We start from the raw sequence: 14,997 nt of genomic DNA, 5'->3' as shown, positions 1-14,997 counted from the left end.
TCGGCGTCCTCGCCCCCTTCGCCTTCACCCTTCGCCCTTCACCCGATGGCGTCCACCAGCGCCAGGTCGTGCAGGCGTTCCGGTGGGCCCGGGCGGGCGTAGTACCAGCCCTGGGCCGTGTCGCAGCCGAGTATGCGCAGCTGTTCGGCCTGGGCACCGGTCTCCACGCCCTCCACCGTGACCGCGAGGTCCAGGCTGTGGGCGAGGGAGACGATCCCCTCGACGATCTTGAGGTCGACGGGGTCGGCCGGGAACTGCTGCATGCCCTGGGTGAAGGAGCGGTCCAGCTTGAGGACGCTCACCGGCAGCCGGCGCAGGTTGGCGAGGTTGGAGTAGCCGGTGCCGAAGTCGTCCAGGGCGATGTCGACGCCCATCTCGGCGAGCCGGCGCAGCGGCTTGAGCAGGTCGTCGTCGGCGCCGATCAGCGCCGACTCGGTCACCTCCAGGCAGAGGGCCTGCGGCTCGACGCCCGCGCGTTCCAGGATGTCGACCGTGTCCTGCACCAGGCCGGGGTGGGTGAGCTGGCACGGCGAGAGATTGACGTTGATCCGGAGGGAATCGGTCTCCCCGCCCCGCTCCCGCCACTGCCGGGCCTGGCCGACGGCCTGCTCCAGCACCCAGCGGCCCAGCGGCACGATCAGGCCGGTGTGCTCGGCGAGCGGGATGAACCGGTCGGGGCCGAGCACCCCGTGCTGCGGATGCAGCCAGCGCACCAGCGCCTCCGCGCCGCGCACACTGCCGTCGCCGAGATGCACCAGCGGCTGGTACTCGATGAAGAACTCGCCGCGCTCCAGGGCGGCCGGCAGTGCCGTGGTCAGCCCGTGCCGGGTGATCGCGCGGGCGTCGGCCTCGGGGTCGGCCAGCTCGAAGCGGTTGCCGCCCGCCGACTTGGCCCGGTACATGGTGATGTCGGCGCTGCGCAGCACCTCGGCCGGGCTGCGCTCCCCCGCCGCGCCCTCGACGATGCCGATGCTGCCGCGCACGGTCAGCTCCCGGCCGTCGATGCGCACGGGCGCGACCAGGGCGTTCTGGATCCGGGTGGCGAGTTCGTCGACCTCGCGGCAGGTGTCGGGGCTGGTGGTCAGCGCCACGAACTCGTCGCCGCCGAGGCGGGCGACCATCTCGCCGGGCGCGGTCGCGCAGGACTGGAGCCGGTCGGCGACCTCGACGAGCAGCTGGTCGCCGGCCGCGTGGCCGAGGCTGTCGTTGATGGTCTTGAAGCCGTCCAGGTCGAGGTAGCACAGCCCGAAGCGCTGGTCCCCGCCGGCGCCGAGCACCTTCTCCAGTCGTTCGAAGAACAGCGTGCGGTTGGGCAGACCGGTGAGCGCGTCGTGGGTGGCCTCGTAGCGCAGCCGGAGGTTGAGCAGACGGCGCTCGGTGGTGTCCTCCATCAGCACCAGCTGGTACTGCGGCCGGCCGTCGGGGTCGCGCAGCAGGGAGACCGTCAGATTGGTCCACAGGACCGTTCCGTCGGGGCGGTAGAACGCCTTCTCCGTGTGGTAGTGCTCGCGTTCGCCCCGCACCAGCTCCTCGTAGAGGCGCCAGACCTGGGGGGCGTCCTCGGCGTGCGTCCACTCGCGGAGGTTGCGGCCGCGCACCGTCTGCTCGGAACCGCCGAACATGCGCAGCATGGCACCGTTGGACTCCAGGACGTTGCCGTCCAGATCGGCGATGCCGATTCCTATCGCGGCCCCTTCGAAGACCGCGCGGAAGCGGGCCTCGCTCGCGTGCAGCGCCTGCGCCACCACGCCCTGGGCCCGCAACGCGGCCTGGGCGATGGCCTCCTGCTCGGCCAGTGTGCGCTCGCGCAGCGCCTGCGCGTACCCGGCGGCCATGGCGTGCTGGAGGCGTGAGGCGCGGGTGCGCAGGTCCTCCTGGGGGCCGTCCTCGCCGCAGTAGAGCACCAGATAGGCGTCGACGCAGTCGAGGGCGCGGCTGAGCGCCTCGGGGTCGGTGCAGTGCGCCGCGACGAGGGCCGCGCCGACCTCCTTGCCCGTGTCGGCGTCGAGGGCCCTCGCCAGCAGCGCCCCGCGCAACCGTCGCGCCAGTGGCAGGAGTTGTTCCTCGAACTCCGGCCGGGTCAGCGACGTCGAGGTCACCGGGAACACCGCCCGGCTCCAGATCGTCGCGAAACGGCGCAGTCTGTCCTCCGGCCCGTCCGGTTCGGCGGTCACGCGGTACGCCCCACGCCGCCGAACCCGGAGAAGGCGTAGGGATCCTCGTCCTCCGGTGCTGTGTCCGGCCGCCATCGCGGCATCGGCACCAGTCCCGGTTCCACCATGTCGTACCCCTTGAAGAACCGCGCGATCTCGTCACGCGAGCGCATGATCAGCGGGTTGCGGATGTCCTCGTACACGTCCACCGCGCCCTCGGCCCGCTCCGGGGGCAGCGGGATTCCCTCGTACGAGGCATGGGTGAGCACGAGCAGGCTGCCGGGCGCCAGCGCCGCGCTCAGCTCGGCCACCGCCGCGTACGGGTCGTCCGCGTCCTCCACGAAGTGCAGTATGGCAACGAGCAGCAGGGCCACCGGCCGGTCCAGGTCGATCAGGCCCTGCACCTGGGGGCTGGCGAGGATCTCCCGCGGCTTGCGCAGATCGGCGGCGACGACGTCCGTGTCCGCGTTGCCCGCCAGCACGGCCTGGCTGTGCGCCACGGCCACCGGGTCGTGGTCGACGTAGACGACACGGGCGCCGGGGTAGGCCGACTGCGCCACCTCGTGGACGTTGCCGAAGGTGGGGATGCCCGATCCGATGTCGAGGAACTGGGTGATGCCCTCACCGACCGCCCAGCGCACCGCGCGCCGCATGAACGCCCGGTTCGCCTGCATGATCTTCGGGAGCCCCGGCATGAACTCCATGGCCCTGCGGGCCGCTTCCCGGTCGACCTCGAAGTTGTGCGAACCGCCCAGGTAGTAGTCGTAGATCCGCGAGACACTGGGCACCGAGATGTCGATGCTCCGTGGGGCCCAGGCGGGACGCTCCATGTATCTCTCCAAGGCGTAGGCGATCCGGTGTTCGAGCTGAGGCTACTGATCGCCCGCCAAACGGGCGAGCCGAAACGGAAATTGACCGTCCGTTCCCGGTCACTGCCTGCGGCACGTGCCGAATTGACGCCCCCCGAAGGGGCCACCGAAAAGCACCCGAAGCGTTCCGGAGAGTTCCGAAGTGGCCTGAAGGGCGGCGAAAGTCTACGCATACGACGGATGACGTCACAGCACAGCGGTCCGCCCCCTCCGTGCGGCGCGGAGGGGGCGGACCGGGGGGTCGGGCGCGTCGGGCAGTTGCGGGGATCAGCCCTGGGGAGGTGATCTCTACTGCTCCGGCGCGCCGACCAGCTTTCCGTCGGGGGCCACGGCGTACCACTGGCCGCCCACGCCCTGCCCGTTGATGTCACCCGGGGCCTTGTCACCGGAGAAGGTGTAGATCGGCGAGCAGTTGACCGTCATCTGCTTGACGCCGTCACCCCGGGTGAAGCTCATGAGGCCCTTCTTCTGGACGCCCTCGGTGTCGTTGGTGGCGACCGGGGCGACGACCGGCCACTTCTCCACGCAGGCGCCCTCGCAGTTGGAGATCGGGTCGGGCCACGCCTTGTCCTTCAGGAAGCGGTAGACCGTCATGCCGTTCTTGTCGACGACGATCTCGCCCAGGTTGGGGTCGTTGCGCACGGACAGCCCGGGCTCGTCGGTGGCGGAGCCGGAGCCCGCGGCGGACTTGGCCTTCTTGCCGTCGGGGGCCAGCGCGAACCACTTGTTGCCCACGCCCTGGCCGGTGGTGTCACCGGCCTTGGCGTCCTTGGCGTAGTAGTAGGCGGGCCAGCCGGCCACGGTCAGCTGCTTGGTGCCGTCGGAGCGGGTGACCTCGCCGAGCAGCGACTTGTCGATGCCGTCGCCGGCGGTCACGTCGTCGGCGGACACCGGAGGCCACGCGGTGGCGCAGTCGCCGTCGCAGTTGGACTTCGGCGGTTCGGCGGTGTCGGAGTCGAACCGGTAGAGGGTCTTGCCGCTGCCGTCGGTCAGGATCTTGCCCAGCTCCGCGTTGGCGCTGACCGCCAGCCCCCCGCTACCGCCCGCGGCGTCCGCACCGGTCCCACCGGTCGGGCTCGCCGTGGCACCGGCACCCACGCCCGCGCCGACACCGGCCCCGGCACCCACACCCGCGATCGTGCCCGGGGCCGTGGCGCCCACGTTCTGGCTCGAGCTCGACGTCCCGCTTTCCTGACCGCACGCCGTCGTCAGCGTCAGCACGGCCACAGCGCTCGCCGTGAGCGAGGCGCTCCGCCAGGAGGTCTTCATCGTCAACAACTCCCCGATAGTCGCAAGGGTGTTGCAGCGCCCTGCTGCGCCGCCGCACGACACTGGGTACGCACGGAGGGGGTCGTTGCGTTCAAACGCGGCACAAAATTCTTTCCGGGAGCTGTGTTCCGGGGGCCCGACGGGCCGCATCGGGCCATGGCCGGACGCAGGCCGCGACCGTCGTACACGTGTGCCCGGAGTGGTGGCGCGAACATCCGCCCGCCAAACCTGCGGGCGCGGACTTCCCCCGTTCGGGGCAATCCCGACCGGGGCGGGCGTGGCCGGGTGCGGCAGGCCGCATGATCTCCGACGTGCATGGATCCGAACCGACCCGATCCGCCGCCGTCGCCGCGAGGGCGTTGGCCCTGGTGACCGCCACCTGGATCCTCGCGGCCGGGCCGGCCGGGGTGGCCGCGGCCGACGCGTGCGCGTACGCCTCGACGGGCCCGGGCGGCAGCGCGGCGGTGGCCGTCGCGGGGAGCACCGCGGACGGCGCCGCGGGAGGCACTGCGGGAAGCGCCGCAGGAGCCGCGGGGAGCGTCTCGGGGGGCCTTTCGTGGCCGGCGAAGCCGACGCCCCCGGTGTGCCCGGTGTCGACCCCCACGCCCACCCCGACGCCCGAGCCGCCGCCCCCGCCCGAACCGCCCCCGCAGCCCAAGCCTTCACCGCCCCCGAAACCCACACCCAAGCCGCCGAAGCCGCCGCCCCGGACCACCCCCCGGCCGGCCCCGCCGCCCGCGCCCGCACCGCCCGCGGCACCGCGTCCGCTGCCGACCCCGACGCCCACCCCCACACCCACCCCGAAACCGAAGCCCACCCCCAAACCGAAGCCCACTCCGACCCCTTCGGCGACCCCGGTGAGCTACCCGGCGTACCACTCCCCTGCGCGCCCCCGGTCGTCCGGCGGCGGCTCGTCACCGGTCACCTACGTCCTGCTCATCACCGTGCCCGCGCTGGTCGCCGTCGCCGCGCTGCGGCCCCGCTAGGGGGCGGGCCCCATGCCGATACAGGAGGCTTCTCTTGCCGGAATGGCTTGTTCTCACCTTCGCGATGCTCGCCGCCTGCGCGGTGGTGATCGTCGTGACCCTCGTACGGCACCGCACGGCGGCCGACGACGAGGACCCCTCCGAGACCCCGGACGTCATCGAGTACATGACGATGTGGATCGGTGTGGTGTACGCCATCGTCCTGGGCCTGGCCATCGCCGGTGTCTGGGAGGCGCGCAGCGTCGCGCAGGACCACGTCCAGGCGGAGGCCCAGGCGCTGCACGAGATCTCGGAGCGGGTGCGGGTCTACCCGGCCGACGTCAGGGACCGCATCCGGGAGGATGTCAACGCCTATGTCGGACACGTCGTCACCGTCGAGTGGAAGAAGATGGCCGAGGACGGCGAGGTCACCGAGCGCGGTGACGAGCTCCTCGAGCGCGTCCGGGCGGACGTCACCGACTACGAGCCCGCGGACGACTTCCAGGCACAGGCCTACCAGCCGCTGCTGGACCAGATGGCCGCGGCGGACCAGGCGCGCAACTCCCGCGCCGGCTCGACCGGGGCGACCATGCCCGGAGTGGTGTGGTTCGGCCTGCTCGCCGGAGCGCTCATCACGATCGGCATGGTCTTCGCGCTCCAGATCCGGCGTACCCCCCGTGAACTGATCCTGGCGGGGCTGTTCTCCGCGCTGATCGCGTTCCTGCTGTTCCTCATCTGGGACTTCGACGCGCCCTACAGCCGGGGCATCACCGCGTCCGCCGAACCCTTCCTGCACCTCTTCCCGTCCGCCGGGGACTGAGCGGGCCCACCGGGGGACGGGCGGCCGCCACGCCGTCACCGTCCCCCGGACGCAGCAGCGGACGTCCCCTGAGCGGCCCACACCCGTGCCCCATTCGCGCGACTGCGATCGCGCGGGCGCACACCTGTTCCTAGCGTTTCGGTCATCGAGGTGCATTTCTGGCGCGAGCGGAACAGGTCCGCAGCTGCTCCTCGGGGACCGGAGGATCCACCATGCACGCGATACGCGTCGCTTCGGCCGCACTGCTGGGCATCAGCGCCCTGGCCCTCTCCGCACCGGCCGCCGTCGCGATCAGCGGCGACGACCACTACGTCATGTCCACCGGGTACAGCGTGGTGCCCGCCACCGTGGTGGCGGGCGGGGAGGTCGTCCTGCGGGTGGACCGGGAGGTCACCGGGTGCAGAAGCTCGGTGACGGTGTCGTCGGGGGTGTTCGACACGGTCACCATCCCCCGGGGGTCGTCGTCGGCGGTGGCGGAGGTCGACTGGGACGCGAAGCCCGGCGCGTCGTACCGGGTGACGTTCAGCTGCGGCGGTCTGAGCGCCGTCAAGGAGCTGACCATCGCCGCCGTGCGGCCCGGCAATCCGACTCCGGTGCCCTATCCGCTGTACCACGGGGTGCACGCCGGCGAGGGCGGCAGCGCCGCCGGGTTCGATCTGAAGGAGATCGGCCTGGGTGCCGCGCTGATCGCGGGCGCGATCGGTGCCGCGTACCACTTCTCCCGGCGGCGCACCGGCGAGGATGGCGGCTGACCGGCCACGGGGCTTCGCCCCGGACCCTTGGGGATCCGGGGCGAGGCCCTTCCTGCTGCTGTCCGCCGAGAGCAGCTGTGCGGGTGCGTCGGACAGCGCCGTCCGACAGCGCCGTCAGATACGGCGTTCGGCGCGGCGCCGCATCCAGAACAGGCCGCCGCCGACCACGGCCGCGGCCACCAGCCCGCCGCCGATGGCCACGTCGGTGGGGGTGGCGCCGGTGGAGCTGCCGCCGACACCGCCGCGGACACCGCCGATGACGGTGAAGGCGGCCGGGCGGGTCAGCGTCCGGCCCGAGCAGTTGACGGTGATGTCGTAGGGGCCCGGGCGGGCGTTGTTGTCGATGGTCGCGGTGCCCTTCGCGGTCTGGTTGACACCGTTGATGGGCGTCAGGTTGGACTGCCGGAAGGCGTTCGAGGTCATGGTGCCGCCGGTCGGGCAGCCGTCGACCATGACCGTGATCTGGCCGCCGCGGGCGATGACGCTGGGCAGGACGACGATGTTCCTCGGGCTGACGTTCGCGCCGTCCCGGGCGGCGGCCGCCGGGGCGGCGAGGCCGAGGGCGGCGACCGCGGCGGCCGAGACCGCCGAGGCCGCCACGATACGAGTGCTGCGCATGTGTTCCTCCGCGGAAGGCACCCCGGGGCCCGTCCCCGGTGTGTCGGCGAGAAAGCGCCTCCCGGAACGACCCTCAGATGCCGTCTGCGTGCCCGCATGTCGAGAATGGTCCGTCCTGGTGAGAGGACACGCCGGGGGAAAAGCGCGCATTCGGATATCGCCGCAGGTCACGGACCGTCAGAAAATTACTTTCGTCGGCAACTCGGATGGCGCACCGAAAGCCCGGAACGCCACCCGTTCGCTGCGGCCCCGTCGCCGGTTTCCCTTGGGACACTTAGCGTTCTCTTATGCGCGAAAGGACGTGGCGACGGCCGCGTCGAAAGGGGCTGGCGAATGTCTGCGTACGAGCTGTCCGAGGTGGCGGAAGAGGAGGAGCGGCAGCGGAAGCGGGCCCCCTGGGGGGTGATAGCGCTGGTTCTGCTGACCGGTCTCGCGCTCATCCGGAACGGTTCGGGGGAATTCGACATCGGGCCGCCGCAGCCCGCGTCGGCGGCGGCCGCGGACAGCCGGACCGGGGTCGGCGTCTTCGGAAAGGCCCCGGATCCGCTGCCGTACGGGCTGCCCGCCCGGGTGCGGATTCCCACGATCCGGGTCGACGCGCCGGTGATGCCGGTGGGGCTGGACGCGGACGGCTGGGTGGCCGCGCCGCCCCCCGAGGACCCCAATCTGGCCGGCTGGTTCACCGGGGGTGTCACACCGGGCGAAAAGGGGACGGCCGTCGTCGTCGGCCATGTCGACAACAGGCTGGGCCCCGCCGTTTTCTATGGACTCGGGGCCCTGAAGAAGGGAAATCGCGTCGAGGTGGCGCGGCAGGACGGAAAGACGGCCGTCTTCGAGATCTACGGCATCGAGGTCTTCGCGAAGAACGACTTCCCCGGCGACCGTGTCTATGCCTCCAAGGGCGCCCCGGAACTCCGGGTGATCACCTGCGGCGGTGGTTTCTCCAAGGCGAACGGATACGACGGGAACGTGGTCGCCTTCGCCCGCCTGGTCGAGGTCCGCTGAACGGCCCCGACCGGGCGGGAAACCCGCCGCGCGCCTAGGAGTACTGCCGGCGCGGGACGGTGATGTGGTAGCCGGAGTCCAGCAGTTGGGGCAGATAGCGGCGCAGGGCCCGCACGCTCTGGGAGCGGTCGCCGCCGGCGTCGTGCGAGAGCACCACGACGCCCGGGCCGGCACCGTTCTCGACGCGGTCGACGATGGTGCCGGTGCCGGGGGCGGTCCAGTCGAGGGTGTCGACGGTCCAGCCCAGGGGCTCCATGCCGAGTTCGGCGCCCAGTTGGAAGGCGGCGCGGTTCCAGGCGCCGTAGGGGGCGCGGAACCAGTGCGGCCGCTCGCCGTAGCCGTCCTCGATCACCTCGCAGGTGCGGGTCATCTCGGAGCGGATCTGGCGGCGGGTGAGCGCGGTGAGCAGGGGGTGGGACCAGGTGTGGTTGCCGACGACGTGCCCCTCGTCGGCCATCCGCGCGAGGAGGTCCTTGTGGTCGACGGCCATCTCCCCGCACACGAAGAACATCGCGCGGACGTCGTACTCGGCGAGAGTGTCGAGGATGGCGGGGGTGTAGCGGGGGTCGGGGCCGTCATCGAAGGTCAGCACCATGGTGCGGCCGCGGCCGGTCATCTTCAGCAGCGGAGCGCGGCGGACCGGGGGGCGGCCGGGCGCGGTGCGCGGCGGACCGTACCCGGTCAGCGGCTGGAGGCGGTAGGCGGAGGGCTTCAGCGGGAGGCGGCGCGCGGGGGCGCCCGCGGCCGGGGCGGCGGCCGCGGGCGGCTTCTCGCCCGCGCCCCGGAGCAGTCCGGCCGTACCGGCCGCCCCGACGGCGGCGGTGCCGATGAGCAACACCCGGCGCCGCGTGAACAACTGATCCTTCTTCATGCAGTCATCAGTCGCCCGCTGCGCCCCCGACGCACCACGGCGACACCGCTCCGGCGGCACGAATCCACTCAGGCGGCGCAGCGGTCAGTCCCAGCTGTTGAAGAGGGCCCCGCCGAGGGGTCCGTGCGGGAGAGGTGCAGGGAGAGCTGATCAGCCGTCAGGACGGTGAACCCTGCGGGGCCGCGTAGGCGAGGTTGGCGCTGACCGGGACGATCACCAGGTCGAGGAAGCGGACGAGCGGGCGCAGCAGGCGGCGCAGCGGCGGGAAGAGCGCGAGCAGGACACAGAGCAGACCCAGGGCGCCGAAGAACGTCGCGAAGACGTCGGGCACCCGGCTCAGGTAGCGGTCCGCGGGCCGCCCCGGCGGGCCCGCGGTGTCCTTGGCCGTGGTGCTCGCCACGGTGGCACTCATGTTCCGGCTGTAGGAACAGCCGGGCGGCCGCGCCCGTCGAGCGGCCCGCGGGGCGGCCGGATCCAGGGCCCGCGCGCGGAACGGACCTGGGGGTTCCGATAGCCTCGGACCGTGACGGAACAGCACGCGCAGCAGCCCGCGCACCGGTTCGAGCGGGGTACGGACGGCCCCAAGGTGATCCTCGTCGGCGTGGACGGCTCCGATTCCTCGCTGCGGGCCGCGTCCTACGCGGGCGGCCTGGCCCGCCGCCAGAACGCGCTCCTCGCGTTGGTGTACGTGCAGCCGGTGCTGGCGGCGGGCGCGGCGCTCGGGGTGCCGGTCTCGGAGACGACCGACGAGATCGCCGAGGACCTGGTCGCGCAGATCCGGGAGTCGGCCGAGCGCACGCGCGGGATATTCGACGTGCGCTGGGAGTTCCACACGTTCCGCGGCGACCCGTACAACGGGCTGGTGAAGGCCGCGGACGACCTGAAGGCCGACGCGGTGGTGGTGGGCGCCTCCGAGCAGGCCGGCCACCGGATCGTGGGATCGGTGGCCGTGCGGCTGGTCAAGGCCGGGCGATGGCCGGTGACGGTGGTGCCGTAGCCGTACGGCCGGTCAGAGGCCGCGCAGGAAGTCCGCGACTACCGCCGTGAACTCCTCGTGCTTCTCCATGTTCGCGTAGTGCCCGGTGCCCTCGATCAGCACGGACCGGCCGTTACGGACGCCGTCGGCCAGGCGCTGTGCCGCGGCGATCGCGTCGGCGGTGTCCAGGGCGCCGTTCACGGTGAGCACGGGGACGTCGATCTTCGGTACCCGGGACCAGGTGTCGGTCACCGGGACACGCCAGTCCGGCTCGCCGGGCGTGTGCTTGGAGAGGGTGTGCAGGGCCATCTCCCGCAGCCGGTGCAGGATGTCCGGGTCCACGTCGTCGAGCGTGCGGTGCGGGCCGGGCACATAGGAGAGGAACGCCTTCAGCCAGGCCCCGATGTCACCGGCCGTCAGCGCGCGGCCCATCTCGTCCTGGATCGCCCGGTGCCAGGGGTCGGAGTCCTGGAACTCGCCGGTCGAGGCGCCGCCCACGACGGCCGCGCGGACCAGCTCCGGGTGTTCCAGCAGGGTTTCGCTGACGATGACGCCGCCCATGGAGGCGCCGACGAGCACCACGGGGCCCGCGTCGAGATGGCGGATCAGGTCGGCGAGGTCGTCGGCCCAGCGGAAGGGCCTGCTCGCGTTGGCGGAGGCGCCGTGTCCGCGTACGTCCGCCGCGATCACCCGGTGGGTGGCGGCGAGCGCCGGGATCACCGCGTCGAACACGCGGTGGTCGACGAATCCCGAGTGGACCAGGACCACGACGTCGCCGGTGCCGGCCTCGCGGTAGGCGAGATCGCCGTCGGCGGAGGCGAAGGACTTCATGGACGGATAGGTGTGCTCCGAAGCAGTAGTCATGACAACCAAGGTGTCATCTTGGAGGGAATTTGGCAACCAAGGTGTCATACTGGGGGCATGCATGATGGGGGAGTGAACGACACCGACAGGTCCGCCCAGCCCGGCGGCGACGAGCACGCGGGCGACGCCCCCCTCCCGCCCGACGAACTCGGCCACCGGCTCGCCCAGGTCTTCGACCTGATCGGCCCGCTCTACCGGCGCGCCCTGCGCAAGGTCGAGCAGGGCGAGGCCGTCGAAGGGGCCTCCGTCGGCGTGCGCTCCGTGCTCGATCTGCTGCGCCGGAAAGGGGACATGACGGTCCCGCAGCTGAGCCGGATGCAGGCGCTGAGCCGGCAGTTCGTGCAGCGCATGGTCAACGACGCGATGGCGCACGGGTGGGCGGAGACCGTCCCCAATCCCGCGCACCAGCGCTCGTCCCTGATCCGGCTCACCGACGAGGGCCGGACGCTGATCACCTCCGTCCTGGAGCGCGAGCACACCCTGAACCGCCAGGTCGGGGGCGACCTGACCGACGCCGAGGTGCGGGCCTGCGTACGGGTGCTGACGGAGATGCTGAGGACCTTCGACCACGTCGACGTCGGTGACTGACCTGCCGCGCCTTCCCTTGCCGCCCCTCTCCCTGCCGCGCCTTCCCCTGCCGCCCAGCCCCCTTCTCGGCTACTCCCCCATCCTCAGCCCGTCCTTCGCGGCGCCCCGGCCGAGGACGACGTCCCGGATCCGGTCGCGCACACCCTGGACGGCGGCGCCCTGCGCGAGGGCCCGGTTGAGGTCGACGACACGGCCGGCGTCCACGTCGAACAACTGCGGCACGAACTCGGCCTTGCGCACCTCCCAGCGGCCACCGGGCCGGGCGGGCGGGGCGAAGGTGAAGCGGGCCACGGTGGACTGGTTGCCGCGCGGATCCCGGGAGCCCAGGTCGTTGAACATCTCACCGGCGATCTGGTCACCCATGCCGTAGACGACCCAGGTGCCGTTGACCTTCTCGTACGCCTGCGGGACATGGGCGTGGGTGCCCAGGATCAGGTCGATGTCGGCGCGCCCGCCGGTGCGGGAGGCGGTGAGGGCGCGGGCGAGGGTGAGCTGGCGGTCGTCCGGCGCGTCCTGCCACTCGGTGCCCCAGTGCAGGGAGACGACGACCACGTCGGCGCCCGCCTTCCGGGCGGCCTTGGCGTCGGCGACGATGCGGTCCTCGTCGATGAGGTTGACGGTCCACGGCTGACCCGGCGGGAGCGGGAAGCCGTTGGTGTCGTAGGTGTAGGCGAGGTGGGCGACCTCGGCCCCACCGGCGCGCAGGAGCGTGACCGAGTTGGCCTCGGACTCGGTGCGGGCGGTTCCGGCGTGGCGCACGCCCGCGCCGTCGAGGGCGTCGAGGGTGCGCTGCACTCCGGCGGCGCCGTCGTCGAGGCTGTGGTTGGAGGCGGTGGAGCAGCCGTCGTAGCCGGTGGCGGCGACGGCCGCGGCGATCTCCGGCGGGGACTTGAAGACCGGGTAGCCGGTGTAGTCGCCGTTCGCGCCGTACACGGTCTCCATGTGACACAGCGCCAGATCGGCGCGGGAGACCACCGGTTGGATGCCCCGGAGCATCGGGCGGAAGTCGTAGCCGGTGCCGCCGGCGTCGAAGCGCGCCCGGTCGATGATCGTGGCGTGCGGGATGATGTCGCCGGAGGCGACCAGGGTGAAGCTGCGGGCGGCGGACGGGGCCGGGTTGCCGGCCCGTTCGGCCGGGTGATCGCGGGCCTGACAGGCGGCGGCCGCGGCGAGGAGAGCGGTCAGGGCGAGAGCCACCTGGTGTCTGCGGGCGAGGAACACCGGGTCACCCCCCTTCGAATGCATTGTCATATTTACGCACGTATCACTCCTAGCTCATACGCGCGGAGAGACGGCCCCGGCACTCCCGACGCTCCGCCCGATGCGCGCGATCGGACTAGAGCTGGTCCGGCCGTTCGCGACCGCCCCGATCCCGTCCAGCCGTTCGCGACCGCCCCGGTCCGCCCCGATCCGGTACGCCCCGTTCCCGGCCGCCCCGACCGTTCGTCGAACCGTTCGTCGACGCGATCGACCGTCCGCCGCAGACCCTTGTGCGCGCCCTGTCCCGAAACCGTCCCTTGCGGTGCCATACGCCCATGACCGCCGGGACCACCCTCACCGCCAGGACGACGACCGCCGAGCACGAGCTGGCCGCGCTCCAGCGCGAGCACGGCCGACCGCTCTTCGCGCTGCTCCTGCGGCTCTGCGACGGCGACCGCCAGCGCGCCGAGGACCTCGTCCAGGAGACCCTGGTGCGCGCCTGGCAGCATCCCGAGGCACTGCGGGCCGACACCTTCGAATCCGTGCGGCCCTGGCTGCTCACCGTCGGACGGCGGCTGGCGATCGACGCGCGGCGGGCCCGGCAGGCCCGGCCGGCCGAGGTCGGGGACGCGGTCCTGGAGAACGCGCCGGTCTGCGCCGACCACGCCGAACGGGCCGCCGCGGCCCTCGATGTGCGCGAGGCTGTGAAGACACTCACTCCGGAGCACCGTGAAGTCCTGGTGCTGGTGTACTTCCAGGGGGCCAGTGTGGCGGAGGCCGCCGAGGCCCTCGGGATCCCGCCCGGTACCGTGAAGTCGCGCGCGTACTACGCGCTGCGCGCCCTGCGCCGGGTGCTTCCCGGTTACGCGCCCGACCTGGCCTGAAACCCAGCGTCGAGTCAAACCTCCGTAAAGCGCCTTGCCGAGGACCTCGGTTGAGTAATCGGGTGTCCTTATCCGTGTTCCGGACTGGGGGATCCCGGCATCGGGCGACGCGCACGCACCGGAGGAAGGCAGGAAGGGATGCTGCACAGAGGTCATCAGAGCACGGACGGTTCCGACGGAGGTCAGCTCACCGTCCCCATGGCCTGGTTGTACGCCGAATACATCGCCGACGAGCTGCTGCGGACCGGCGATCTGATGCCGCCGACGTCCTTCGAGTTCCGCGCCGGCCGCGACGCGCTGGCGTTGACGATCTTCCTGTCCGACACCGACGGGGAACTGCCCGGCATCCGGGTCGTGACCCAGCTGGAGACCTGGCTTTCGCTCACGGCGTACGACCAGCCGTGGCAGGACTGGGTCGGTGAACGTATGTCCCAACTGAGGGCCGAGGCCGCCCGGTCGGACGGTCCCGCACCCGATCTCGATCTGGCCGAGGCCGCCTGGCGGTGGCTGGAGGAGACCGAGTTGCTGGCCCCCGACCTGAACGCGGTCCCGGGCGGCGCCCCGGGGGTGGGAGAGGACGAGGGACCGAAGGTCTGGACGCCCGCCTGGCAGCTCGGACTGCCCCTCGGACACCTCGCGATCCATCTTTTTTAGATTCGCACCAATCCGTGGGACCGACCGCTCCGAACACCTGGGTCACGATTCGGTACGTGGCTTGAGTGATTCGGGTGCCTGGTCCGTACCGGTGGGAGCAAGGAGTAACCCCACTGGCACCCAAAGGCACGAGGTTTCGGCATGAGGTCCCTGGAGAGGCATCGCGACGTCGCCGCGTACGCGCTCGGCGTGCTGGACGAGGCGGAGGCCTTCCGCTTCGAGGACCACCTCATGGAGTGTCCCAGCTGCGCGGCACAGGTCACCGAGTTCGGCCCGACCGCCCGGCAGATGATGCTCTACCGGCGGGCGACCCCGCGGACCGTGCACCCGTTCGCGGGGCCCGGGCCGCGGCTGCTCGACCGCCTGCTCGGCGAGGTGGCGGCCCGGGGGGGGGGGGGGGGGGGGGGGGGGGGGGGGGGGCGGGGCAGGGGGGGGGGGGGGGGGGGGGGGGGGGGGGGGAGGGGGCAACACCCCCCCCCCCCCGCACAATGGAGGTCTCTATCTTTTCT

Annotated in this window: 16 protein-coding genes and 1 pseudogene; 9 read left to right on the top strand and 8 right to left on the bottom strand. The window is 72.1% G+C overall.

Going from position 1 to position 14,997, the window contains the following annotated elements; all coding sequences use genetic code 11:
- Nucleotides 1–38 precede the first annotated feature (38 nt).
- The 3 genes from ACZ6D7_RS36665 to ACZ6D7_RS36655 all read right to left on the bottom strand — a co-directional run bounded on the left by ACZ6D7_RS36665 (nucleotide 39) and on the right by ACZ6D7_RS36655 (nucleotide 4,291).
- Complete coding sequence (locus ACZ6D7_RS36665) at nucleotides 39–2,174, bottom strand: putative bifunctional diguanylate cyclase/phosphodiesterase (RefSeq protein ID WP_469500437.1); 2,136 nt, start codon at nucleotides 2,172–2,174, stop codon at nucleotides 39–41.
- Nucleotides 2,171–2,983 (bottom strand): SAM-dependent methyltransferase, encoded by an 813-nt coding sequence (locus tag ACZ6D7_RS36660; protein ID WP_469500435.1) that lies wholly within the window; start codon nucleotides 2,981–2,983, stop codon nucleotides 2,171–2,173. Before ACZ6D7_RS36660 ends, ACZ6D7_RS36665 begins: the two co-directional genes overlap by 4 nt.
- Nucleotides 2,984–3,310: 327 nt before the next feature.
- Nucleotides 3,311–4,291: an SCO0930 family lipoprotein gene (locus tag ACZ6D7_RS36655; RefSeq protein WP_469500432.1), complete on the bottom strand. Its 981-nt coding sequence runs from the start codon at nucleotides 4,289–4,291 to the stop codon at nucleotides 3,311–3,313.
- 311 nt (nucleotides 4,292–4,602) lie between these two features.
- On the opposite strand from ACZ6D7_RS36655, the gene ACZ6D7_RS36650 reads away from it, so the two are divergent.
- The 3 genes from ACZ6D7_RS36650 (at nucleotide 4,603) to ACZ6D7_RS36640 (ending at nucleotide 6,828) form a co-directional block, all read left to right on the top strand.
- On the top strand, nucleotides 4,603–5,277 hold the full coding sequence (locus tag ACZ6D7_RS36650; RefSeq protein ID WP_469500430.1) for a hypothetical protein: 675 nt from the start codon (nucleotides 4,603–4,605) through the stop codon (nucleotides 5,275–5,277).
- Nucleotides 5,278–5,311: 34 nt separating this feature from the next.
- Entirely contained in the window at nucleotides 5,312–6,076 is a 765-nt protein-coding gene (locus ACZ6D7_RS36645; RefSeq protein WP_469500428.1) for a bestrophin-like domain, read from the top strand.
- A gap of 212 nt (nucleotides 6,077–6,288) precedes the next feature.
- Nucleotides 6,289–6,828, top strand: coding sequence for a hypothetical protein (locus ACZ6D7_RS36640; protein ID WP_469500425.1), 540 nt, complete (start codon nucleotides 6,289–6,291; stop codon nucleotides 6,826–6,828).
- A gap of 114 nt (nucleotides 6,829–6,942) precedes the next feature.
- On the opposite strand, the gene ACZ6D7_RS36635 is transcribed toward ACZ6D7_RS36640, so the two are convergent.
- Entirely contained in the window at nucleotides 6,943–7,446 is a 504-nt protein-coding gene (locus tag ACZ6D7_RS36635) for a hypothetical protein (protein ID WP_469500423.1), read from the bottom strand.
- A gap of 333 nt (nucleotides 7,447–7,779) precedes the next feature.
- Between ACZ6D7_RS36635 and ACZ6D7_RS36630 the strand changes: the two genes are divergently transcribed.
- Nucleotides 7,780–8,451 carry a class F sortase gene (locus ACZ6D7_RS36630; protein ID WP_469500422.1) on the top strand — a complete coding sequence of 224 codons (672 nt, stop codon included), beginning with the start codon at nucleotides 7,780–7,782 and terminating at the stop codon, nucleotides 8,449–8,451.
- A 34-nt stretch (nucleotides 8,452–8,485) separates the two neighbouring features.
- Here the strand turns inward: ACZ6D7_RS36630 and ACZ6D7_RS36625 are convergent, their stop codons facing one another.
- Nucleotides 8,486–9,322 (bottom strand): polysaccharide deacetylase family protein, encoded by an 837-nt coding sequence (locus tag ACZ6D7_RS36625; RefSeq protein WP_469500420.1) that lies wholly within the window; start codon nucleotides 9,320–9,322, stop codon nucleotides 8,486–8,488.
- A gap of 157 nt (nucleotides 9,323–9,479) precedes the next feature.
- Nucleotides 9,480–9,734 (bottom strand): hypothetical protein, encoded by a 255-nt coding sequence (locus ACZ6D7_RS36620; RefSeq protein WP_469500418.1) that lies wholly within the window; start codon nucleotides 9,732–9,734, stop codon nucleotides 9,480–9,482.
- Between the two features lie 111 nt (nucleotides 9,735–9,845).
- On the opposite strand from ACZ6D7_RS36620, the gene ACZ6D7_RS36615 reads away from it, so the two are divergent.
- On the top strand, nucleotides 9,846–10,319 hold the full coding sequence (locus tag ACZ6D7_RS36615) for a universal stress protein (protein WP_469500416.1): 474 nt from the start codon (nucleotides 9,846–9,848) through the stop codon (nucleotides 10,317–10,319).
- Between the two features lie 12 nt (nucleotides 10,320–10,331).
- Here ACZ6D7_RS36615 and ACZ6D7_RS36610 read toward each other — a convergent pair whose 3' ends face one another.
- Nucleotides 10,332–11,162 carry an alpha/beta fold hydrolase gene (locus ACZ6D7_RS36610; RefSeq protein ID WP_469500414.1) on the bottom strand — a complete coding sequence of 277 codons (831 nt, stop codon included), beginning with the start codon at nucleotides 11,160–11,162 and terminating at the stop codon, nucleotides 10,332–10,334.
- A 72-nt stretch (nucleotides 11,163–11,234) separates the two neighbouring features.
- On the opposite strand from ACZ6D7_RS36610, the gene ACZ6D7_RS36605 reads away from it, so the two are divergent.
- Nucleotides 11,235–11,750, top strand: coding sequence for a MarR family winged helix-turn-helix transcriptional regulator (locus ACZ6D7_RS36605; RefSeq protein WP_469500412.1), 516 nt, complete (start codon nucleotides 11,235–11,237; stop codon nucleotides 11,748–11,750).
- A gap of 69 nt (nucleotides 11,751–11,819) precedes the next feature.
- Here the strand turns inward: ACZ6D7_RS36605 and ACZ6D7_RS36600 are convergent, their stop codons facing one another.
- Nucleotides 11,820–13,001, bottom strand: coding sequence for a CapA family protein (locus tag ACZ6D7_RS36600; RefSeq protein WP_469500411.1), 1,182 nt, complete (start codon nucleotides 12,999–13,001; stop codon nucleotides 11,820–11,822).
- 284 nt (nucleotides 13,002–13,285) lie between these two features.
- On the opposite strand from ACZ6D7_RS36600, the gene ACZ6D7_RS36595 reads away from it, so the two are divergent.
- The 3 genes and pseudogenes from ACZ6D7_RS36595 to ACZ6D7_RS36585 form a co-directional block, all read left to right on the top strand.
- Entirely contained in the window at nucleotides 13,286–13,834 is a 549-nt protein-coding gene (locus ACZ6D7_RS36595) for a sigma-70 family RNA polymerase sigma factor (protein WP_469500409.1), read from the top strand.
- A 138-nt stretch (nucleotides 13,835–13,972) separates the two neighbouring features.
- Nucleotides 13,973–14,488, top strand: coding sequence for a hypothetical protein (locus ACZ6D7_RS36590; protein WP_469500407.1), 516 nt, complete (start codon nucleotides 13,973–13,975; stop codon nucleotides 14,486–14,488).
- A gap of 141 nt (nucleotides 14,489–14,629) precedes the next feature.
- Nucleotides 14,630–14,887 (top strand): annotated as a pseudogene (locus tag ACZ6D7_RS36585) (zf-HC2 domain-containing protein); the annotation flags it as partial.
- Between the last annotated feature and the right edge of the window lie 110 nt (nucleotides 14,888–14,997).

It is taken from the genome of Streptomyces sp. NPDC041784, assembly GCF_055591025.1.
The sequence above is the reverse complement of the archived record's forward strand: the minus strand, read 5'-3'. Positions and strand labels throughout refer to the sequence as shown.